The organism is Mesorhizobium sp. P5_C1 (genome assembly GCF_054049815.1).
On the sequence record NZ_JBFULQ010000003.1, the window covers coordinates 20,430 to 41,586 of the forward strand.

Sequence of the window (21,157 nt, forward strand, 5' to 3'; positions counted from 1 at the left end):
TTTATAGAATAAGCAATCTGCACTGGCGATCTGGTTTCCACCCGGACAGGACCCCGCCATGCCCAACCTTTTGCGCTCGCCCTCAATTCCGTCTGGCATAGTCGGCCAATGTCGTCAGACCGCGGGAGGCAGGTCATGACGCGGGACATCCCTGACCGCATCAAGGTGCTCTGGTTCCTGCCGACGCATGGCGACAGCCGCTATCTCGGCACATCGGAAGGCGGCAGGGCCGTCGACCTGCCCTATCTGACGCAAGTGGCAAAGGCAGCCGACACGCTGGGTTATTACGGCGTGCTGTTGCCGACCGGCCGGGCCTGCGAGGATTCCTGGGTGATCGCCTCGGCTCTGGTGCCGGCGACCGAGCGGTTGCGCTTCCTCGTTGCCGTGCGGCCCGGCCTGCAATCGCCGACGCTCGCCGCGCGCATGACCGCGACGCTCGACCGCATTTCCAACGGCCGATTGCTGATCAACGTCGTCACCGGCGGTGATCCGCTGGAGAACAAGGGTGACGGCATCTTCCTGTCGCACGCCGAGCGCTATGAAGTGACGCAGGAATTCCTGCAGATCTACAAGCGCGTGCTGAGCGGCGAGACGGTCGAGCACGAAGGCAAGCATTTCCGCGTCGAGGATGGCCGGCTGCTGTTTCCGCCGGTGCAGACGCCGTACCCGCCGCTCTATTTCGGCGGCTCCTCCGACGCCGGATCCGTGGTGGCGGCGCAGGAGATCGACAAATACCTGACCTGGGGCGAGCCGCCCGCCGATGTCGAGCGCAAGCTGGACGGCGTGCGCGAACTGGCCGAGAAGGCCGGCCGCAAGCTTTCCTTCGGCATCCGCCTGCATGTCATCGCGCGTGAGACGACCGAACAGGCCTGGGCCGCGGCGGACAGCCTGATCAGCCGGCTCGACGACGCGACGATCGCCTCGGCGCAGAAGGTCTTTGCCCGCATGGATTCGGTCGGCCAGGCGCGGATGAGCGCACTGCACGGCGGCAACCGCGCCAAGCTCGAGATTGCACCCAATCTGTGGGCCGGTGTCGGCCTGGTGCGCGGCGGCGCTGGAACAGCGCTTGTCGGTGACCCCGACACGATTGCCGAACGCATCGACGAGTACCGGCGCCTCGGCATCGATACCTTCATCCTGTCCGGCTATCCGCATCTCGAAGAAGCCTACCGCTTCGGCGAATTGGTCCTGCCGAAACTGCCCACCGATCATCCGGTGAAGGCTGCCGGCTCGTCGGTCAACACCGGCCCGTTCGGCGAGACCATTGCCGGCGACCACCGGCCGAAGTCACTCGCCAGCGCCTCGTGAACGCGCTCCCCCCGACCCGTCGGTTGCGCGTCGCCATCACCGGTGGCGGCTTTTCCGGCGCTGCGGTGGCCTGGCATCTGGCACAGGCATCTCGGTCGGAGCGCCTGTCGATTTCCGTGATCGAGCCGCGACCGGCGCTCGGCGGCGGCCTTGCCTATTCCAGCGAGGAGCCCGCGCACCGGGTCAATGTCCCGGCGCTCAGAATGAGCATGGCTCCCGATGATCCGCAGCATTTTGCGCGCTGGTTGAGCCGTGATGGGGAACTCGAACGCGATCCGGACGCCATCTGGAAGAATGGCGACGCCTATCCGCGTCGGCGCGTGTTCGGTCGCTACGTCGCCGAGCACCTCGCTCCCTGGCTCGGTTCGGGCGCGGTGCGTCATGTCGGCGGTCTCGCCACACATGTCGCACGTGACACGGATGGCAGGGGCTGGACCGTGCACACCACCAGCGGGCCGGTCGCCGCTGACATCGTCGTCCTGGCGGCGACGCATCCGCTGCCCAATATTCCCGCCGCATTGACCTCGCTGGCGGAGGCGCCGGGATTCATCGCCGATCCGTACGCTCCTGCAGCACTTGCCGGGATCGGGCGAGAAGCGTCGGTGCTGATCGTCGGCTCCGGACTGACCTCGGCCGACATGGTTGCCGAACTCGATCGTCGCGGGCATCGCGGCCGCATCCTGGCGCTGTCTCGCCGCGGGCTGCGCTCGCGCGGCCACCCTGACATCAGGGGTGAGGCCTTCGGCGACTTTGCGTCCGAGCCGGCCACGACGGCGCTGCTTCTGCTCAAGACCATCCGTGCGACGCTGGCAGCGGCACAGGCAGCCAATGTCAACTGGCAGTCCGTCTTCGACCAGCTGCGCCAGCAGGGACCGGTGCTGTGGGCAGCACTTGCCCCGCCCGAGCGGGCAAGGTTGGTCCGCCAGCTGCGCGTGTTCTGGGACGTGCATCGCTTCAGGATCGCACCGCAGGTCGCGGCCGTGCTCGACCGCCGCCATGCAGCCGGCACAGTCGACAACATCGCCGCCAGGCTTGTCGCATCGAACCATGAGGACGCGAGGCTGGCGGTCAGCTTTCAACGGCGCGGGCAGACACGGATCGAGACGGCCCGCTTCGACGCGGTCATCAACACCACGGGCCCGGCGCATGGGCAGGCACTACAGAACAACCCGGCACTGCGCTCGCTGACCGAGGCCGGGCTGATCGGGGCCGACCCCTACGGGCTCGGTATCGAGACAAGTCGCGACAGCCGCGCCGTTGCCCGGGACGGCAGGGTGGTCACGACGCTCTTTGTCGCCGGTCCGCTGGCACGGGGGACTTTCGGCGAACTCATGGGCCTGCCGGAGGTTGCCCGCCACGCCCAGGCGGTCGCGGCCGAGATTGCAAAGCTGCTCGACACGCCAGCCGAGGCCGTCGGCGCCACTGCCGCGCACGGTCTGGTCACGGACTGACAACCGGAAGCCGGGTTGGCCGCGCAAAATTGGTATTTCCGTCCCGAGAGGGCACTAAAAACGGAAAATCCTTCTTTGTATATATATTCTATAAACATAATAAATATTGGCGAAACCCGGCTGCGGTCGGATCGATCAACGACACAGCCTGAAGGGGAGACAGTTCATGGCACACGCAGAGACCGACGCGATCAAATTCGCCTACTGGGTGCCCAATGTTTCGGGCGGCCTGGTGATCTCCAACATCGAGCAGCGCACCAACCATTCGGCTGAATACAATCGCAAGCTGGCGCAGATCGCCGAGAAGGCCGGCTTCGACTATGCGCTCAGCCAGATCCGTTTCACCGCCGGCTACGGCGCCGACGAGCAGCATGAGTCGGTGGCGTTCAGCCATGACCTGCTGGCGGCGACCACCACGCTCAAGGTCATAGCGGCGATCCTGCCCGGACCGTGGAATCCGGCGCTGGCGGCCAAGCAGATCGCCACCATCAGCTACCTGACCAACGGCCGCGTCGCCATCAACCTCGTTTCCGGCTGGTTCCGTGGCGAGTTCCACGCCATCGGCGAGCATTGGCTCGACCATGACGAGCGCTATCGCCGCTCGGAGGAATTCATCCGTTCGCTGCGCGGAATATGGACGCAGGACAGCTTCACCTTCCGTGGCGATTTCTATCGCTTCAACGAATATTCGCTGAAGCCGAAGCCGCCGCATCCGCTGCCCGAAATCTTCCAGGGCGGCTCGTCGCGCGCCGCGCGCGACATGGCATCGCGCGTTTCGGACTGGTACTTCACCAATGGCAACACACCGACCGAGATCGCCAAACAGGTGGATGACATCCAGGCCAAGGCAAAGGCCAACAACCATTCGGTCAAGGTCGGCGTCAATGCCTTCGCCATCGTCCGCGAAACCGAGGACGAGGCGAAGGCGGTGCTCGCCGAAATCATCGCCAAGGCCAATCCCGAAGCGGTCAACGCCTTTGGCCATGAGGTCAAGAATGCCGGCAAGGCCTCGCCGGAAGGTGAGGGCAACTGGGCGAAATCGTCCTTCGACGATCTGGTCCAGTACAATGACGGCTTCCGCTCGAACCTGATCGGCACGCCGAGGCAGGTCGCCGAGCGCATCGTCGACCTGAAGCGCGCCGGCGCCGATCTCATCCTGCTCGGCTTCCTGCACTTCCAGGAAGAGGCAGAGTATTTCGGCAAGCATGTCATCCCGCTCGTTCGCGAGCTGGAAGACAGCGAGGCGGCAGCCTCGCTGGCGGCGGAATAGCCACCCTGAAAGGTTGGCCGGACAGGCGCCGGCCAACCCACGAATGAAGCTTGCCCGGCGCGCTCGATCCTTCGAGCGGCAGCGAGGATTTGCGCGCCTGAGGGTGCAATCGAGGACGATTGGAATGCCGTTGCCAAGTTATGCCCTCGGAGCGATGGAGGCTTCGGTCTATGCGCCGGAAATCTTGGCGCGCGGCCTGCCGTCAACTCTGCCGCCAGTGCAGCCAGCCGAAGACCGCGCCGAGCACACAGGGCTTGCCGCGCAAGCCGCCCCACTGCTTTCACTTCAGGGCATCGGCCTGTCGTTTGGCGGCGTCGTCGCACTGGCCGATATCGACCTGTCGGTTCTATCAGGCGAGATCCGCGCCATCATCGGCCCGAACGGCGCCGGCAAGAGCTCGCTGATCAACGTCATCAGCGGCGTCTACCGGCCGGATCGCGGTCATGTCCTGCTCGACGGGATCAGTCACGCCCAGGTCCCGACGCAGCGGCTGGCGCATCTCGGCGTCGCCAGGACCTTCCAGAACCTTGCCCTGTTCAAGGGCCTCAGCGTCCTCGACAATGTCGCCTCAGGCCTTGCCTACAAGGTCGGCTCCAACTTTGCCGGCCAGGTGCTCGGCATCGGCCGCTCGCGCGGCGAGCAGCGCGACACTCTGAGCCGCGCCGATCAGATCCTCGAATTCCTCGACCTCACCGCCGTTCGCGATCGTCTTGTCGGCACCTTGCCGTACGGATTGCAGAAGCGGGTCGAACTTGCCCGCGCGCTGGTCGCGCAGCCGCGCCTGCTTTTGCTCGACGAACCGATGGCCGGCATGACCGCGAGCGAAAAGAGCGAGATGGCGGGCTTCGTGCGTGCCGCGCGCGACCGCTTCGCCACCACCGTCGTGCTGATCGAGCATGATGTCGGCGTCGTCATGGGCCTGTCCGACCGCATCGCCGTTCTCGACTACGGCCGCAAGATCGCCGACGCCACGCCCGACGAAGTCAGGAACGACCAGCGCGTCATCGATGCCTATCTCGGCGTCGCCTCGGACAATGAGGATGGGGCAGGCATATGATCGCCGACTTCGATTATCAGTTCTTCATCGAAGTGCTCGTCGGTGGCCTGCTCTCCGGCGTCATGTACTCGCTGGTCGCCATCGGCTTCGTGCTGATCTACAAGACCTCAGGCGTGCTCAATTTCGCGCAAGGCGCGCTGCTCCTGTTCGCGGCGCTCACCTTCGTCAGCCTGGTCGAACGCGGCATCCCCTTCGCGCTGGCGCTGGTGGTCACCTTCACCATCATGGTGGCGATCGGCATCGCCATCGAGCGCACCGTGCTGCGGCCTCTCACCAACAAGCCGCCGATCACGCTGTTCATGGCCACGCTTGGCCTCTCCTACATCATCGAGGGCGCCGCCCAGTTGATCTGGGGCACGCAGGTCCACGGCCTCGATCTCGGCATCGAGGACGTGCCGCTGGAAATCGGCGGCGTGCTGATCAGCCAGTTCGATATCTTTGCCGCCGTGGTGGCCGCCGGCATGGTTCTGCTTTTGTCGTTGTTCTTCCGCTACACCCGCATCGGCCTCAGCTTTCGCGCCGTCGCCGACGACCAGTTCGCGGCCCTCGCGGTTGGCCTGCGCCTGCCCTTGATCTGGGGCACCGTCTGGGCGGCGGCCGGCCTCGTCGCGCTGGTGGCAGGTTTGCTCTGGGGGGCTCGCCTTGGCGTGCAGTTCTCGCTGTCCCTGGTGGTGCTGAAGGCGCTGCCGGTGCTGGTGCTCGGCGGCTTCGATTCCATCCTCGGCGCCATCGTCGGCGGACTGCTGATCGGCGCCAGCGAAAAGCTCGCCGAGGTCTATATCGGCGACTATTTCGGCGGCGGCATCGAGAGCTGGTTCGCCTATGTCGTCGCGCTCGTCTTCCTCTTGATCCGTCCTTCCGGCCTGTTCGGCCAGAAGCTCGTCGAAAGGATCTGAGCCATGACCGCGATACCAAGCGATTTCTCCTCCGCGCCGGTGCTGCCGAAATGGACCGCGCCCGTCCTGCTGCTCGCCTTCGCCTACGGCGTCGTGCCATTGATTGGCTCGAGCTACCTGTTCGAGGCCATCCTGCTGCCGTTCCTGGCGCTCAGCCTCGCCGGCGTGGGCTTGAATATCCTGACCGGCTATGCCGGCCAGGTTTCGCTGGGCAGCGCCGCCTTCATGGCGGCGGGCGCCTTCGCCGCCTATAATTTCAACCTGCGGGTCGAGGGCCTGCCGCTGATCGGCAGCATTGTCCTGGCCGGTCTGGTCGCGGCCGCGATCGGCATCGTCTTCGGCCTGCCGAGCCTGCGGCTGAAGGGCTTCTATCTCGCGGTTTCGACGCTTGCCGCACAGTTCTTTGTCCAGTGGGCGCTGACCAAGTTCAGCTGGTTCTCCAACGACTCGGCGTCCGGCGTCATCGATGCGCCAAGACTATCAATAGCCGGCTACGCTCTCGATGGCGCCGTCGGCCGTTATCTCTTTGCGCTGACCATCGTCGCCGTCCTCACCTTCCTTGCTTATCGGCTGGTGTCGTCACAGACCGGGCGCAACTTCATCGCCATCCGCGACAATGAAACCGCCGCCCGCATCATCGGCATCCCGGTCCTGAAGACCAAGCTTCTGGCCTTCGCCATCTCGTCCTTCATCATCGGCGTCGCCGGCGTCATCTGGGCCTTCGCCTATCTGCGGACCGTCGAGCCGGATGGTTTCGACCTCGATCGCTCGTTCCAGATCTTGTTCATCATCATCATCGGTGGCCTGGCCTCGATCCGCGGCGCCTTTTTCGGTGCCGCCCTCATCGTGGTCTTTCCGCTCGCTCTGTCTCGCCTCGGCGGCTTTCTGTTCGGCGATCTCTTTGACTCGGGCGTGCTCGACATGAGCCAGCGCATCGTGCTGGGCGCGCTCATCATCCTGTTTCTGATCCTCGAACCCGACGGGCTGGTGGCGCTGTGGGACAGGATCCGAAGACGGCTCCTGTTCGCCTGGCAGTCGACATGAGCTGATCCGGGGCAACCGCCCCGAACTGAAAATGAACCAGAGGCCGGACCCAAGACGGCCCATACCGGGAGTACCTAGCCATGACCTTCCTGAGCACCATCAAGGCGGCGGCGCTGTCCGCGGCGATGATCGTGTCGGTGGCCTTGCCCGCCGCCCACGCCAACGAGCAATATTTCCCTCTGCAAAGCTACCGCGTCGGGCCCTATGCGGCCGGCGGCACCGGCTTCTTCGGCGGCTTCATCGACTATCTCAATCTCATCAACATCCGCGACGGCGGCGTCAACGGCGTCAAGCTGACCTGGGACGAATGCGAGACCCAGTATGAGGTCGAGCGCGGCGTCGAGTGCTACGAACGGCAGAAGAGCCATGCCGGCGCCGCCGCCTGGAACCCGCTCTCGGTCGGCATCGCCTACGCCATGATCGACCGCATCACCGCCGACAAGGTGCCGCTGATCACCGTCAACCATGGCCGAACCGACTCCACCGACGGCCGTGTCTTCCCTTACGTCTTCCCGCTGCTGCTCAATCCCTACAGCGAGACGTCCGGCATCGTGAACTACATCGCCTCGAAGGAAGGCGGCATCGACAAGCTCAAGGGCAAGAAGATCGTCGTGCTCTATCACGGCTCGCCTTACGGCAAGGAGACCATCCCGATCTACGAGTTGCTGGCGCAGAAATACGGCTTCACCGTGCAGCAGATCGAGGTGCCGCATCCCGGCAACGAGCAGCAGTCGCAGTGGCTGACCATCCGCCGCGCCAAGCCGGACTTCGTCGTCCTGCGCGGCTGGGGCGTGATGAATCCGGTGGCGTTGAAGACGGCGGTCAAGGTCGGTTATCCCGTCGACCATATCGTCGGCAATGTCTGGTCGAATTCGGAAGAGGACGTGATCCCGGCCGGCGACGCCGCCAAGGGCTACACCGCCATCACCACGCAGGCCTCCGGCAACTCCTATCCGGTGGTGCAGGAGATCGTGAAGACGGTCTACGACGCCGGCAAGGGCAATCTGGAAGACAAGTCGCGCATCGGCTCGGTCTACCACAACCTCGGCATCGTCAACGGCATCCTCAATGTCGAGGCGATTCGTGTTGCGCAGGAGAAGTTCGGCCATCGCACACTGACCGGCGACGAGGTCCGCTGGGGCTTCGAACATCTCAAGCTTGATCCCGCCAAGGTCGAGGCACTCGGCGCCAAGGACCTGTTCCATTCGATCAATGTCAGCTGGGACAATCACGAGGGCGAGGGCTACGTGACCTTCCAGCAGTGGGACGGCAAGAAATGGAATGTCGTCTCCGACTGGATCGCGCCGGACTGGGCTCTGCTGCGGCCGATCATCGAGAAGTCTGCCGAGGCCTATGCCGCGGAGAAAGGCATCAAGTTGCGCACAGCCGATGACGCCGATGCCGTGACCACCAACTGATTAATCCAAGACGGGCGTCACGGCCAGTTTTCCGCGACGCCCGGCCCATTTCCGGTTTTCGAACCACGGGAAGTAAGAGCTCATGCCAAACGATGACGTCATTCTTGTCGTGGACGCAGTTCATGCGACCTACAACCACGCCATCACCGCCTTGCACGGCGTCAGCTTCGAGCTCAGGCGCGGCGAGATCCTGGCGCTGCTCGGCGCCAACGGCGCCGGCAAGACCACCACGCTGAAGGCCGTCTCCAACCTGCTGCCGGCCGAGCGCGGTCAGGTCAATGCCGGCACCATCCGCTATGACGGCAGCGATGTCTCGCGCCGCCAGCCGGGCGATCTGGTGCGCGCCGGGCTGGTGCAGGTGCTGGAAGGTCGGCATTGCTTCAAGAGCCTCACGGTCGAGGAGAACCTGGTCGCCGGTGGCATCGGCCGCAGCGGCCGCCGCGCCGAGATCAACGGGGATCTCGAGCGGATCTACGGTTATTTCCCCCGTCTCAAGGAGAAGCGCCGGACCCTGTCCGGCCTCACCTCTGGCGGCGAGCAGCAGATGACGGCCATCGGCCGGGCGTTGATGTCGCGGCCGCGTCTTCTGGTTCTCGACGAACCGTCGATGGGGCTCGCGCCGCTCATCGTCCAGGACATCTTCCAGACGCTCCGGAAACTCAACCGTGAGACCGGCCTGTCGATCCTGGTCGCCGAGCAGAATTCGGCGGTCGCACTTAGATATGCCGACCACGCCACGGTGCTCGAAAACGGTGTCTCCGTTCTCTCTGGTGCGGCTGCCGAGCTTCGCCAGCGTGAGGATGTGCGTGCCTTCTACCTGGGGCAACAGGCATCGCCGGCCGCCAAACCAGCTCACCTCCATGCCGTTGCCTGAACCGAAATACGAAGGAGCAGTAAAATGACCGTCTCGACCGTCAAGACCGACCACGCTTCCGCCGCCGTGCCGCCAGTCGCAAGGCCAACCGCGTCGGCGCACATCATCAAGGACGACGCCGAAGCAATTGCCATCGCCGAAGCGCTCGCCGCCGAATTCGCCAGGGATTCCTCCCGGCGCGACCGCGAGCGGATCTGGCCCGTTGCCGAACTCGATGCGTTTTCGCAAAGCGGCCTGTGGTCGATCAATGTGCCGAAGGCATTCGGGGGTCCCGAATTGTCCTATGCCACCCTCGCCAGGGTGATCGAGATCATCTCGGCGGCGGATTCCTCGATCGGTCAGGTTGCGCAGAACCATCTTGGTGTCGTCGCCGCCATTCGTACGGTGTCGGATGCGGATCAGCAGAAGCTGCTGTTCGCCGAAGTGCTGAAAGGCACGCGGTTCGGCAACGCCTTTTCCGAGTTCGGCTCCAAGCGCGCCGCCGATTTCGAGACCCGCTTCACCGATGCCGGCGATCATGTCGTCGTCAACGGCCGGAAATTCTATTCGTCCGGCGCGCTGCTCGCTCATCTGGTGCCGATCGTGGCGCTCGATGACGAGGGCCGTGCCTGGTATGCGATCGCCGACCGCGCCGCGCCCGGCCTGACGGTCATCGACGACTGGTCGAGCTTCGGCCAGCGCACGACGCTGTCCGGCACAGTCATCATCGACAATGTCAAGGTGCCGAAGACGCATCTGGTGCCCGGCTACAAGGGCTATGACAAGCCGACCGCCGACGGCGCCATCTTCCAGATCATCCAGGTGGCGGTGGACACCGGCATCGCCCAGGCGGCGATCGACGAGACGGTCAGTTTCGTCAGGACCAAGAGCCGCGCCTGGATCGACAGCGGCGTCGACAATGCCTGGGACGATCCCTACACCATCCAGGCCATCGGCGACCTGACGCTGCGCCTGCACGCTGCGCAGGCGCTGCTGGAAAAGGCCGGCCTGGCGATAGACCGGGCGGTGGCCGAGCCGACCGCCGAGACGGTGGCGCATGCGCAGATCGTCACCGCCGAGGCGAAAATCTTGTCGACGGAAATCGCCATCGCCGCCACCAACAAGCTGTTCGAACTGGCGGGAACCCGCTCGACGCTGGCCGAGCACAATCTCGACCGGCATTGGCGCAACGCCCGCACGCACACGCTGCACGATCCGGTGCGCTGGAAATACTCCATCCTCGGTAAGTATTTCCTCAACGGCGAAAATCCGCCGCTGCACGCCTGGAGCTGATTTTTCCACCGGCGGGCACAGGTTCGCCGCATCAGACATCGATCATCAAGAGGCCCACTGCCATGTCAAATCCAACAGTCGTCGGCTTTTCCGGCAACATCACCCGGCCGTCAAAGACGCGCGCCTTCGTCGATCTGGTCACTAGGGACATAGCAGCCCGCCACGGCCTGTCGGCGAGCACCTATGATATCGAGGATCTTGGTTCTTCGCTGGGAACGGCAAGATGGGCTCGCGATCTCGACAGCCAGGCGCGCACAATCCTCGAGGAAATCCTCGCTGCCGACGTGCTCGTCGTGGGGTCGCCGACCTACAAGGGCAGCTATACCGGCCTGTTCAAGCACTTCTTCGACCTGATCGATCCGGCCGCGTTGCGGGGAAAGCCCATCCTGTTGACCGCGACCGGCGGTGGCGAGCGCCACGCCTTGATCGTCGAGCACCAGCTGCGGCCGCTGTTCGGCTTCTTCGAGGCCTTCACGCTGCCCACCGCCGTCTACGCCACCGACAAGGATTTTACCGACGGCGTGCTGCGCTCCGATGCCATCCTGAAGCGTGCTGCTCAGGCGGTGGACGAGGTCGGATTCGTGCTGGCCAACCGCTCGGCAGGCAGGATCGCCGCCGAGTAGCATTCCGCCGACGGATTGCGACGATAATTCCTGTGGGCGGTGGCCTCGCTTACGCGCAATTTACGACCGCCCGCTACATCTGTTCCCGTCTGATTCGTCTGGGACAGGAACGTCATGAGCAAAGCCCTCACATCCTTCGCACTGGTCGCGGTGCTGACCGCATTGCTCATGGCGTTGAGCCTGGCCGTGGCCAGGCACGGCTATCCCTATGGTGCGATCGGCGTCAGGCGGCTCGATGGCATTGCCGATGCCGGAACATTCATACCGCTTGCCGCGGTCTATTTCTTCAGCGCCCTGCTGATGATGATCCTGCCGATCAGGGCGGCCAGCATCGTTCTCACCCATGCCGCCGATGCGGTCTTCTGGACCGTGATCGTGCTGTTTGCAGCCATCGTCGGCTGTCTCGCCGCCAGATGGGCCTTCGGCCAGGGCAGCGCCGTGTGGGCGCTGCTCAACTGGCGGTTCCTGTTTGCCGCAGCGATCGTCGGTTGCCACTTCGTCTTGAACGAGTTGCGCCGCAATGTGCTGCTGCGCAGCCTGTTCTTCGTGGTTTTCGCCGCTGCGACGCTGGCCTGCCTGTTCTGGTCGTTCTCACTCTGATCAGATCATAGCCGGCTAGTTTCCTGACCCGGCGGTGATGTTGCTGGCTGCCGTCTTCATCCATGTCCAGAGATAGGCGGCAAGCCCGCGATCGACATGAATACGCAGCCTGCCCTGATGGCGATAGACAACGGCGCTGATGCCGGCGAAGGAAAGTGCCGCACTGGCACTCGCTTGCTTGGGGTCGAGTGTCGTCCCACGGGCGATGAAAGCGTCGAGCGCCGAGCCTTCGACCTCGAACACCTGCAGCCCGGCGCTGATCGCCGTCACCGCGAAGCCTTCTGCGTGCCAGCCCATCGCGACGGCGAGTGGGCTGTTCGACACGACGAGCAGCCGGTCGCGCGCCAGCCGCGCCGCATGGCGGTCGCCTTGCGCTGTGCCAAAGGCACCGACCCCATTTCCGTCCAGGCCGGACGCCCGCGACCAGGCGTCGAGGTCGCCGCTGACCAGCAACTGATTGAGGCCGGCGGTCGCGCGCGCCATGAGGCCGGGTGCCGTGATGACCGCCGACTGCCAGTCGGGCGCGACAGACCATTTTTCAGCGAGATCACGCATGCAGCCGGTCTCCTGCCGGGTCGAAGGCGCAAGGCGCGGCAATCGTCGCCTTGCTGACCTTGCCGAGGTGCTGGATGTCGATCGTCTCGCCGTGGCGGGCGGCGCCGCGTTCGATCAGCCCAAGTGCGACCGGACGACCGAGTGCTGGGCTCTGGTAGCTCGAGGTGACAAAGCCCTGGCTGCGCAATCTGCCGTCGCTCCGCCTGACGCCATGCGCGCCGGTCGGCAGCGGCGCTTCGCCTTGCGGCACTGTCAGTCCGACAAGCTGCAGGCGGTCGCCGCGCGAAGCCTCCTCGGTGAACAACGAGCGGCGGCCGACGAATTCGCCCTGACGTTTGGCGCGCGGACCATCGACGCCGAGGTCATTCGGCAGCGTGGTGCCGTCAGTGTCCTTGCCAATGACGATAAACCCCTTCTCGGCCCGCAGGATCATCAATGCCTCGAGGCCGATGACAACGGCGTCGAACGCCTGGCCGGCATGGCGCAGGTGCGCCCACAGCGGCTCGGCGCGATCAGCCCGGATGGAGATCTCGTAGCTCCTGTCGCCGGTGAAGCTGACGCGGGCGATGCGGACCTCGTCACTGGCATAGGAGCCATGGCTGACCGCCATATGCGGCAGGTCGGCATCGTCGAGCGAGAGGCCGAGATCCAGCGTTTCGAGCAACTTCCGGGCGTTAGGCCCGGAAACGGTCAGCGTCGCCATTTCGGCGGTGGCGTTGTGGATGTAGACGGCGCCGCGCCCGAAGCGGTCCTGGCGCCACTCCTCGAGCCGCGCATGCACTGCAGCGACATGCGAGGACGAGCACGACACCACGAAGCGATGCTCGTCGAGCCGAACCAGCACGCCGTCATCGAAGACCACGCCATTCTCCGACAGCATGAAGCCATAGCGGCAGCGGCCGGGTTTCAGCGTCGACATGGTGTTGTAGTAGATGAAATCGACGAACTCGGCCGCCTTGGGTCCGATCACCTCGATCTTGCCGAGCGTCGAACCATCGAACAGCGCGACCGACTGGCGAGCGCGCCGCGCCTCGTCCGCGATAGAGCGTTCCGCGTCGGCGTTGCCGCCATAGTGAGCCGGGCGCAGCCAGCCGCCATACTCCTGGAAGACGGCGCCGCTGGCACGATGCACGCTCTCGAGCGGCAGCCGGCGCACCGGCGCCATCAGTTCGCCGGCGCGCGCGCCGGCGAAGCTCTCCAGCGGCACCGGCGTGAACGGCGGGCGATAGGTGGTGGTGCCGACCTCCGGCACCGTGCGGCCGGTGATCCCGGCCATCAGCGCCAGACCCGGCAGGTTGGAGGTCTTGCCCTGGTCGGTCGCCATGCCGAGCGTCGTGTAGCGCTTCAGATGTTCGACCGAGACGAAGTTTTCGCGTGCCGCCAGTTCGACGTCCTTCACCGTCACGTCGTTCTGGTAGTCGATCCAGACGCGTCCCTTCGAGCCGGGCATCGGCCATGCCGCGAGAATGCCGCCCGTCGCTTCCGGCCCGGTGCTGCGCGGTACTGCCGTGGTCGTTTGGCCACGCGATGCAATAGCCTTGCCGGCGCCAGCAAAAACCTCCGACAAGGAAACCGCATCGGCTGCGGCGCCGGCCACGGCGATACCGTAGACCGGATCGCCGGGCAGGAAGGCGGCGCGCGCCTCGCTCCAGGCGAGCTTGCCCCTGGCCTGGCCGAAGAGATGAATGGTCGGCGACCAGCCACCCGAAACCAGCACGCAATCGGCATCCAGCCTGGTGCCGTCATCGAGGGTCACGGCTTGGACACGCAACATGCCCTGCGCGGCGGCGAGGCTGCGTCCCGCGATCAGCCGGACATTGGCAGGCCCGGCGGGCGTGTCGTCGCGCCGCAGATCGACAAGCGTGACTTCGGCGCCGGCCGTGGCGAGCGCCTCCGCCACTTCATAGGCGCTGTCATTGTTCGTGGCGATGACGATCCTGCGGCCGACCAGCACCGCATGCCGCCTGAGATAGGCGAGTGCGGCATCCGCCGACATGATGCCCGGCAGGTCGTTGTTGGCGAAGGGCAGCGGCCGCTCGATGGCGCCGGTCGCCAGCACGATCTGGCGCGGCCTGACCCGCCACAGCGTGTCCGGCCGTCCGTCGCGATGGCGCTGGTTCAGGCCGACCAGATTGTGGTCGTAGATGCCGAAGGCGGTGGTCGAAGACAGGACCAGGTGACCGGCTGCGGCAAGCTCCGCAACCACCTCCTCGATCCAGTCGGCGACCGGCTTGCCGTCGATCTCACCAGTCCGGTGGCCGAGCGATCCGCCCGGCCTCAGTTGGTCGTCGACCAGCGTGACGGTGAGACCCGCGCCGGCCGCCAGCCTTGCCGCCGCCAACCCGGCCGGTCCCGCGCCCACCACCAGCACGTCGCAATGGTGGTTGATCTGGTCGGCTGTGCCCTGCGATGTCCAGTCCGTATCGACCGTGCCCAGCCCCGCCATGGCGCGGATGCGCGGCTCGAACATGTGCCAGTCTGGCCACATGAAGGTCTTGTAGTAGAACGCCGCTGGAATGAAGCGGGAGAAGCGATCGAGGAAGGCGTTGCGGTCGCTCAATGCATTGGGCGTGGCGTTGACGCTTTTCGCCACCAGCCCCTCGCGCGCCGCCTCGGTCGTGGCTCGCGTGTTCGGCGTCGCCGGCACGCTGCCGCCGATATCGACCAGTGCGTTCGGCTCCTCGACGCCGGCGCCCCAGATGCCGCGCGGCCGGTGATACTTGAAGCTGCGGCCGACGACCGCGACATCGCCGGCCAGCAGCGCCGAGGCGATGGTGTCGCCGGCAAAGCCGTGCACGGTGGCGCCGTCGAAGCTGAAGCGGACCGGCCGCGACCGGTCGATCGCGCTGCCGCCGGTGGCGAGGCGCGAGGCGGTCACGCTGCGTGCTCCCCACCGAGAGCGGTTGAGGACAGCACCGTGTGGGTGACGGTGTCACGTTCCATGACGAAGAACTCGCCGCAGTTCATATGCACCCAGATTTCGCGCGCGGTGCCTTTCGGGTTGGAACGCAGATAGAGGTAATCAGCCCAGCGCTCGACCGGCACATCGACGCCATCCGGCCGCGTGTTGCCGGCATCGCCGCCATAGTGGAACTCGGTTTCGTCGCGCGGGCCGCAGAACGGGCAAGGGAAAAGCTGCATAAAGTCCTCTTAATGCGCGATGCCGGAGCCTGCCGCTTCGTCGATCAGTCGCCCACTAGCGAAGCGATCCAGATCGAAGGGACGGCTGATGTCGTTGTGCTTGCCTGTTGCCAGCAATTGCGCCAGCAGCGTGCCGCCGGCGGGGATGGCCTTGAAGCCCCCCGTGCCCCAGCCGCAATTGAGGAACAGGCCGGGCAACGGCGATTCACCGATGATGGGTGAGGAGTCCGGCACGACATCGACGATCCCGGCCCATTGCCGCATCAGCTTCAACTGGCCGAAGATCGGGAACATCTCCAGCACGCCGGCAATCACCGTCTCCAAGGAGGGCAGATTGCCGCGCTGCGCATAGGAGGGGATGCGGTCGAGCCCGCCGCCGATGACAATCTCGCCCTTGTCCGACTGGCTGACATAGACGCCTGTGCCGGGCGACAGCACCACCGTGTCGAGGATCGGCTTGACCGGTTCGGAAACGCAGGCCTGCAGCGCGTAGGAGTTGATCGGCAGGCGAAAGCCGGCCTTGGCCGCCAGCACCGAGGAATGTCCGGCGACCGCCATGCCGGTGCGGTCGGCACGGATCGCGCCCCGCGTCGTCTGGACGCCGCGGCAGCGGCCGCCCTCGATGATGAAATCGGTGATCTCGCAGTTCTGGATGATGTCGACGCCGAGCCGGCTCACCGCCCGCGCGTAACCCCAGGCGACCGCGTCATGGCGCGCCGTACCGGCCCGGCCTTGCCAGATGCCGCCGAACACCGGGAAGCGCGCATCGGTTGAGAAATTGTAGATCGGCGCCACCCGGCGCACATCCTCGGGCGAAAACAGCTCCGCATCGATTCCGTTGATCTGCATGGCGTTGACGGTGCGCGCCCCAACCTCCATTTCGGCGGTGCTGTGACAAAGATTGACCATGCCGCGCTGCGACAGCATGACATTGTAGTTCAGATCCCTGGACAACCCCTCGTAGAGCCGGTGCGCCAGCCCATAGAGCTCTACGCTTTCCGGATAATAGTAATTGGAGCGTACCACGGTGGTGTTGCGGCCGGTGTTGCCGCCACCGATCCAGCCCTTTTCCAGCACTGCAACCCGGCTGATATTATGGTTCCTTGCCAGGTAGTAAGCTGTCGCCAGCCCATGGCCGCCGCCGCCAATGACGATCGCGTCATAGGATGGCTTCGGTTCGGGCGATCGCCAAGCGGGCTGCCAGCCGGTCTGGCCGACCAGACCCTCCTTGAAGAGCGACAAAGCGGAATAAATTCTGGTCATGGCGTGCCGGGCAAGCTGCTCTCTCAGTTTAAAGCGTAATGGTATTGTACATATATGTCTAGTACGCCTGTCCATCGTGCACGTAGTGGATAGGTGCTAGCGTTTGCGCGAAATCGTCTCCTCGACGTAGCGCGAGAACGCCTCGACATCCTCTGCCAAAGGCTCCTGGCCGGTGAAGCTGCGCAGATACAAGGCGACCTGAGCCAGGCGGCCGCTCATTGGCTCGTTGAGTTCGAGGGAGTAATAGCCGATCTGCATGAAATAGAGCACGCGGGCGCGCACGAACGCGTCTTCTTCGTCATAGCCGTGACGCACGAACATGTCGCGAATGGCATCGACGCGCTCCTCATCGGCCTCGTCGAGCGCGCGCCTGATGGCAGGCGAGCGACGGGCCCAGGCCCTGATCGCGAAATCGAGCTGCGGATCGAACAGCCTTTCGTCCACCCAGCACTCGAAGATGCTCATTACCCCGCGGATCACGGTCGCGGAGGGCCGTCTGGCGCGTTCGACGATGAACCTGGTGTTGGTCTGCCGCCAGTAGTCCAGCAACTGGTCGAGCAGGTCCTGACGGCTCTTGAAATACCAGTAGAAGCTGGAGCGCGAGACGTCGAGCTTCTGGCCAAGGGTCAGCACGCGGACGCGTTCGACACCATCCGAGATCAACGTTTCGAGCGCAAGCTTGAGCCAGTCTTCGCGGGTGGCCTTGATGTTTCCGGTGGCGCCGGCGCGCTGGATCGTCGTATCTGTGGCTTCCATAGGCACGACGCATGACACGCTGCATCAGGCAAATCAAGGCTATGGACACTTCTGTCCAGGTCAATTCGGCCTGGCCCGGATGATGCCTCACGTATGGCGCTGTCGCCGCCGCGCCATCGGCATGATGCCAGGCCTGGGATTTTGTCGCGGGCGGCCAGCCCACTGCATGCTTTCCCGAAAGGCAATTGTCTGGCAAATACCAATTCAGACAGACGCCGCCGCGCGGCCAACCAGCAGGAAGACAAGACATGACCCTGTTTCGACAGAACCTAATCGATGGCGAATGGGTCGGCGACGCCGGCTCCCGCAACATCAACCCTTCGGACACCGGCGATGTCGTCGGCGACTATGCCTCGGCGGGTGCCGCGCAGGCGGGGCAGGCAATCGCTGCCGCAAAGGCCGCGTTTCCGGCATGGTCCCGGTCTGGTCCGCTGGCGCGCCACGCAGTGCTGAAAAAGGCCTCGGACGAGATTATGGCGCGCAAGGACGAGATCGGCCGCAATTTGGCGCGTGAGGAAGGCAAGACACTGGCCGAAGGCATCGGCGAGACCATTCGCGCCGCCCAGATATTCGATTTCTTCGCCGGCGAAACATTGCGCTTGTCAGGCGAGGTCGTGCCAAGCGTGCGGCCGGGCGTTGGCGTCGAGATCACCCGGGAAGCCGTCGGCGTGGTCGGCATCATCACGCCGTGGAATTTCCCGATCGCCATTCCGGCCTGGAAGATCGCTCCGGCGCTCGCCCATGGCAACACGGTCGTCTTCAAGCCGGCGGAGCTGGTTCCCGAGAGCGCCTGGTCCATCGTCGACATCCTGCATCGCGCCGGCCTGCCGAAGGGCGTGCTCAATCTCGTCATGGGCAAGGGCTCGGTCGTTGGTCAGGCCATGCTCGACAGTCCAGATGTCAACGCTATCAGCTTCACCGGTTCGGTCGGCACGGGCAAGCGCGTCGCCGCCGCAAGCGTCGAGCACATGCGCAAGTTCCAGCTCGAAATGGGCGGCAAGAACCCGCTGGTCGTGCTTGACGATGCCGACCTTGCGGTCGCCGTCGATTGTGCGCTCAACGGTGCCTTCTTCTCGACCGGCCAGCGCTGCACGGCTTCGTCCAGGCTGATCGTGACCGACGCCATCCATGACCGTTTTGTCGATGCCCTCAAGGATCGCATGGGCAAGCTGGTCGTCGGCGACGCTCTCGACGCGCAGACCCAGATCGGCCCGGTCGTCGACGCGACCCAATTGAAGCAGGACGAGGATTATATTGCCATCGGCGTCAGGGAAGGCGCCACGCTCGCCTTCGGCGGCGAACGGCTCGACCGCAAGACGCCCGGCTTCTATCTCAACCCGGCCCTGCTGACCGAAGCCACCAATGCCATGCGCAGCTCGCGCGAGGAGATTTTCGGCCCTGTGGCGAGCGTCATCCGCGTCAAGGACTATGACGAGGCGCTTTCCGTCGCCAACGACACGCCCTTCGGGCTGACCTCGGGCATCTGCACCACGAGCCTCAAGCACGCCACGCACTTCAAGCGCAATTCGGAGGCCGGCATGGTGATGGTCAACCTGCCGACGGCGGGCGTCGATTTCCATGTTCCCTTCGGCGGCCGCAAGGGGTCGAGCTACGGCCCGCGCGAACAGGGCCGCTATGCCATGGAATTCTACACCACGGTGAAGACCGCCTATACCTTCGCAGGCTGATCGGCCACCGCCGATCATGCCAGGCTGATCGGCCACTTCCGATCACGCCTGGCTGATCGGCCACCCTGCCGATCATGCCGGCGATACGGCAACATCAAGAACACCGGACCGGCGCGCGGCGATGACATTGCGAGACCTGACCTGGCTCAATCCGCCGCCGCACCATGCCATCGACGGCGATACAGTTCGTGTGCGCACCGGCAAGGAGACCGATTTCTGGCGCGAGACCTTCTACGATTTCTGGCGCGACAACGGCCACTTCCTCTACCGTAAGGTCGAGGGCGATTTCACGGCCGAAGTCACTGTCGAAGGGCGCTACGAGGTGCTCTACGATCAGGCCGGATTGATGGTCCGGCTCAGCGAAACGCACTGGATCAAGGCCGGTATCGAATACACCGACGGCGTTATGTATTTTTCCGTCGTCGTCACCAACGATGCCTCGGACTGGTCGCTGGCCACCATTCCAGCCAGCCCGCACGGTGTGCGGATCCGCTTGACCCGTCATGCCGAGACGATCCGCATCCAGTATCTCGATGCTTCCGACGGCCGCTGGAAGCCGGTGCGGCTCGCCTATTTTCCGATCTCGAAGGTGCTCGATGTCGGCATGATGTGCTGTTCGCCGCAACGCGAAGGTTTTGAGGTCACGTTCTCCGGCTTTTCGGTCGGCCCGCCGATAGCGCGGGAACTGCACGACTGAAGCCTGCGCTTCTGCGCCTCAATCACCCACCAGCCTCGTCCAGCCCCAGCCCGTCGCGAACGGCGTTGCGGATGGCTCGCGGACCGAACCTGGCCCAGACCGCCTGATGTGCGCGGATGCGTTGCTTTGCTCTGCGTTCAGCGTCCAGGCAAAGTCCGACCGCCATGTCGGCAAGCACTTCATCGGAAACCGACAGCAGCAGCTCCTGGTTCTCGACAAAGCCAAGCCCCTCTGCCGCCAGCGGTGTCGCGATTACCGGCACGCCCCAGGCCATCGCCTCCAGGATCTTGATGCGCGTGCCGCCGCCTGCCACAAGCGGGATGATGGTAAGATGCGCCCTGGACAGGAGCGGCGCCATGGTTTCCGGGTCTTCGACGAGCTCCACCCCTTGCAATCCGGCCAGCGCCCGCACTGCAGGCTTCGGCCTGCGCCCGGCAATAATCAGCGTCGCCGCCGGAAAAGCCGCCTGGATTCGAGGAAATATGATGCCGGCTAATCTCTTGGCGGCATCGACATTTGGCGGATAGTCGAGATGGCCGACGAACAGGATCACCGGAAAGTCATTGTCAGCCGCATCCTGGGCGCGCAGCGTTTCGGGGATATCGCCGGCGTGGGGAATTCCGTTAGGAACGACGTCGACCGGCACCTTGTGCGGGAAAAGGGTCATCAGCCTTGCGCGGTCCTCGTTCGAGCAGACCCATACCCTGTCGACGAGGGAAAGCGCCTTTCCTTCGAGGCGCCTGATGGCAATGGCCGTGGCAAGCCTGGCCGCGGCGGATCGCGCCTTGTCGGCGCGATGCAATTGTCCCGCCAGGTCGGACTCGACATTGTGCATGTCGAGGATGAGCTGTTTCGCCAGGGGTCTCAAAGGCTGCAGCAGCTTGAACAGGCCTATGCCCTCGACCACAATTGTGTCCGGGCGGAAGTCTCGAACGAGGGCCTCGAGCCGCGTCAGGGCAGAGCGCGAAATGCGATGTTCTGCCCTTATGCGCCACCAGCCGATCGAACCGGTACGAGCTTCGCCTTCGTTCGACAGGGCCTCGATGCGGATCGACGGATCGACTGCTTCCACAGCCTGCGGCCGCACCGATGCCAKGCAGACGGGTCCGAACGCCGCTGCCGCCACGGCATTGCGGTGGTTGCGCAGATCGGTGCCGGACTGCGGCGGAAAGGCCGGATCGTGCGACACGACCAGCACACGCCGTTCGGCGCTCCGAGGCTCTGTTCCAGACGGCATTCCAGAC

The 21,157-nt window shown here is 64.7% G+C and carries 19 protein-coding genes; 13 read left to right on the top strand and 6 right to left on the bottom strand.

Annotation, left to right across the window (positions count from 1 at the left end; genetic code table 11):
- Positions 1 to 135: 135 nt before the first annotated feature.
- The 11 genes from ssuD to ACXJ7R_RS00770 all read left to right on the top strand — a co-directional run bounded on the left by ssuD (position 136) and on the right by ACXJ7R_RS00770 (position 11,813).
- Positions 136 to 1,308: an FMNH2-dependent alkanesulfonate monooxygenase gene (gene ssuD / locus ACXJ7R_RS00720; protein ID WP_457150118.1), complete on the top strand. Its 1,173-nt coding sequence runs from the start codon at positions 136 to 138 to the stop codon at positions 1,306 to 1,308.
- Positions 1,305 to 2,759: an FAD/NAD(P)-binding protein gene (locus ACXJ7R_RS00725; RefSeq protein ID WP_457150119.1), complete on the top strand. Its 1,455-nt coding sequence runs from the start codon at positions 1,305 to 1,307 to the stop codon at positions 2,757 to 2,759. The genes ssuD and ACXJ7R_RS00725 overlap by 4 nt, the downstream gene beginning before the upstream one ends.
- Positions 2,760 to 2,925: 166 nt before the next feature.
- The gene (gene sfnG / locus ACXJ7R_RS00730; RefSeq protein WP_457150120.1) at positions 2,926 to 4,029 is read left to right on the top strand and encodes a dimethylsulfone monooxygenase SfnG; all 1,104 of its coding nucleotides are present in this window, start codon (positions 2,926 to 2,928) and stop codon (positions 4,027 to 4,029) included.
- A 124-nt stretch (positions 4,030 to 4,153) separates the two neighbouring features.
- On the top strand, positions 4,154 to 5,086 hold the full coding sequence (locus tag ACXJ7R_RS00735; RefSeq protein ID WP_457150121.1) for an ABC transporter ATP-binding protein: 933 nt from the start codon (positions 4,154 to 4,156) through the stop codon (positions 5,084 to 5,086).
- Positions 5,083 to 5,982, top strand: a complete 900-nt coding sequence (locus ACXJ7R_RS00740) for a branched-chain amino acid ABC transporter permease (RefSeq protein WP_457150122.1) — start codon at positions 5,083 to 5,085, stop codon at positions 5,980 to 5,982. The genes ACXJ7R_RS00735 and ACXJ7R_RS00740 overlap by 4 nt, the downstream gene beginning before the upstream one ends.
- 3 nt (positions 5,983 to 5,985) lie before the next feature.
- Entirely contained in the window at positions 5,986 to 7,026 is a 1,041-nt protein-coding gene (locus ACXJ7R_RS00745; RefSeq protein ID WP_457150123.1) for a branched-chain amino acid ABC transporter permease, read from the top strand.
- 80 nt (positions 7,027 to 7,106) lie between these two features.
- Positions 7,107 to 8,444: an ABC transporter substrate-binding protein gene (locus tag ACXJ7R_RS00750; RefSeq protein ID WP_457150124.1), complete on the top strand. Its 1,338-nt coding sequence runs from the start codon at positions 7,107 to 7,109 to the stop codon at positions 8,442 to 8,444.
- An 82-nt stretch (positions 8,445 to 8,526) separates the two neighbouring features.
- A complete protein-coding gene (locus tag ACXJ7R_RS00755; RefSeq protein WP_457150125.1) occupies positions 8,527 to 9,318 on the top strand; it encodes an ABC transporter ATP-binding protein in 792 nt (263 codons plus the stop codon).
- Between the two features lie 24 nt (positions 9,319 to 9,342).
- Positions 9,343 to 10,590: an SfnB family sulfur acquisition oxidoreductase gene (locus ACXJ7R_RS00760; RefSeq protein ID WP_457150126.1), complete on the top strand. Its 1,248-nt coding sequence runs from the start codon at positions 9,343 to 9,345 to the stop codon at positions 10,588 to 10,590.
- A gap of 62 nt (positions 10,591 to 10,652) precedes the next feature.
- Entirely contained in the window at positions 10,653 to 11,213 is a 561-nt protein-coding gene (gene msuE / locus ACXJ7R_RS00765) for an FMN reductase (RefSeq protein ID WP_457150127.1), read from the top strand.
- A 114-nt stretch (positions 11,214 to 11,327) separates the two neighbouring features.
- Positions 11,328 to 11,813 (top strand): hypothetical protein, encoded by a 486-nt coding sequence (locus ACXJ7R_RS00770; protein WP_457150128.1) that lies wholly within the window; start codon positions 11,328 to 11,330, stop codon positions 11,811 to 11,813.
- Between the two features lie 15 nt (positions 11,814 to 11,828).
- Here ACXJ7R_RS00770 and ACXJ7R_RS00775 read toward each other — a convergent pair whose 3' ends face one another.
- From ACXJ7R_RS00775 to ACXJ7R_RS00795, 5 genes are all read right to left on the bottom strand, one after another.
- The gene (locus ACXJ7R_RS00775; RefSeq protein ID WP_457150129.1) at positions 11,829 to 12,368 is read right to left on the bottom strand and encodes a hypothetical protein; all 540 of its coding nucleotides are present in this window, start codon (positions 12,366 to 12,368) and stop codon (positions 11,829 to 11,831) included.
- Positions 12,361 to 15,246 carry a sarcosine oxidase subunit alpha family protein gene (locus tag ACXJ7R_RS00780; RefSeq protein ID WP_457150130.1) on the bottom strand — a complete coding sequence of 962 codons (2,886 nt, stop codon included), beginning with the start codon at positions 15,244 to 15,246 and terminating at the stop codon, positions 12,361 to 12,363. The genes ACXJ7R_RS00775 and ACXJ7R_RS00780 overlap by 8 nt, the downstream gene beginning before the upstream one ends.
- The gene (locus ACXJ7R_RS00785; RefSeq protein ID WP_457150131.1) at positions 15,243 to 15,509 is read right to left on the bottom strand and encodes a sarcosine oxidase subunit delta family protein; all 267 of its coding nucleotides are present in this window, start codon (positions 15,507 to 15,509) and stop codon (positions 15,243 to 15,245) included. The genes ACXJ7R_RS00780 and ACXJ7R_RS00785 overlap by 4 nt, the downstream gene beginning before the upstream one ends.
- Positions 15,510 to 15,518: 9 nt before the next feature.
- Positions 15,519 to 16,772: a sarcosine oxidase subunit beta family protein gene (locus ACXJ7R_RS00790; protein WP_457150132.1), complete on the bottom strand. Its 1,254-nt coding sequence runs from the start codon at positions 16,770 to 16,772 to the stop codon at positions 15,519 to 15,521.
- Positions 16,773 to 16,868: 96 nt separating this feature from the next.
- A complete protein-coding gene (locus ACXJ7R_RS00795) occupies positions 16,869 to 17,528 on the bottom strand; it encodes a TetR/AcrR family transcriptional regulator (protein WP_457150133.1) in 660 nt (219 codons plus the stop codon).
- A gap of 248 nt (positions 17,529 to 17,776) precedes the next feature.
- Between ACXJ7R_RS00795 and ACXJ7R_RS00800 the strand changes: the two genes are divergently transcribed.
- Positions 17,777 to 19,216 carry an aldehyde dehydrogenase family protein gene (locus tag ACXJ7R_RS00800; RefSeq protein ID WP_457150134.1) on the top strand — a complete coding sequence of 480 codons (1,440 nt, stop codon included), beginning with the start codon at positions 17,777 to 17,779 and terminating at the stop codon, positions 19,214 to 19,216.
- Between the two features lie 121 nt (positions 19,217 to 19,337).
- On the top strand, positions 19,338 to 19,913 hold the full coding sequence (locus tag ACXJ7R_RS00805) for a DUF1349 domain-containing protein (protein ID WP_457150135.1): 576 nt from the start codon (positions 19,338 to 19,340) through the stop codon (positions 19,911 to 19,913).
- A gap of 22 nt (positions 19,914 to 19,935) precedes the next feature.
- Here the strand turns inward: ACXJ7R_RS00805 and ACXJ7R_RS00810 are convergent, their stop codons facing one another.
- Positions 19,936 to 21,150, bottom strand: coding sequence for a glycosyltransferase family 4 protein (locus ACXJ7R_RS00810; RefSeq protein ID WP_457150136.1), 1,215 nt, complete (start codon positions 21,148 to 21,150; stop codon positions 19,936 to 19,938).
- Positions 21,151 to 21,157: the final 7 nt, after the last annotated feature.